The sequence below is a fragment of the Rhodoplanes roseus genome, from assembly GCF_003258865.1.
In the GTDB taxonomy this organism is placed as follows: Bacteria; Pseudomonadota; Alphaproteobacteria; order Rhizobiales; family Xanthobacteraceae; genus Rhodoplanes; species Rhodoplanes roseus.
In genome coordinates, this window is record NZ_NPEX01001033.1 from 1 (window position 1) to 233 (window position 233).

Annotated in this window: 1 protein-coding gene; it reads right to left on the reverse strand. The window is 66.5% G+C overall.

The features are described from left to right. Positions 1-199 (reverse strand): MarR family winged helix-turn-helix transcriptional regulator (locus CH341_RS33495; RefSeq protein ID WP_245431371.1); only part of this gene is annotated, 199 nt, incomplete at its 3' end. Between the last annotated feature and the right edge of the window lie 34 nt (positions 200-233).

Consider the following 233-nt stretch of genomic DNA (forward strand, 5'->3'; position numbering starts at 1 on the left):
GCTCCGTCAGCCGCGCGAGTTCGCCCGGGGCGAGAACGGAGGCGAGATCTTCGGCATGCGGCAGCCAGCGGGCCGTCGCCTCCGCAAAGAGCGCTTCTCCCTTCTCGGTCAGCCGCACGAGTTTCGCCCGTTTGTGATGCGGGTTGTCGGCGAGCTCGAAGATGCCATCGTCCACGAGTTCATCGACGATGCGCTGCACCGATTGGCGCGTAAGGCCCATGTTCCGGGCGAGC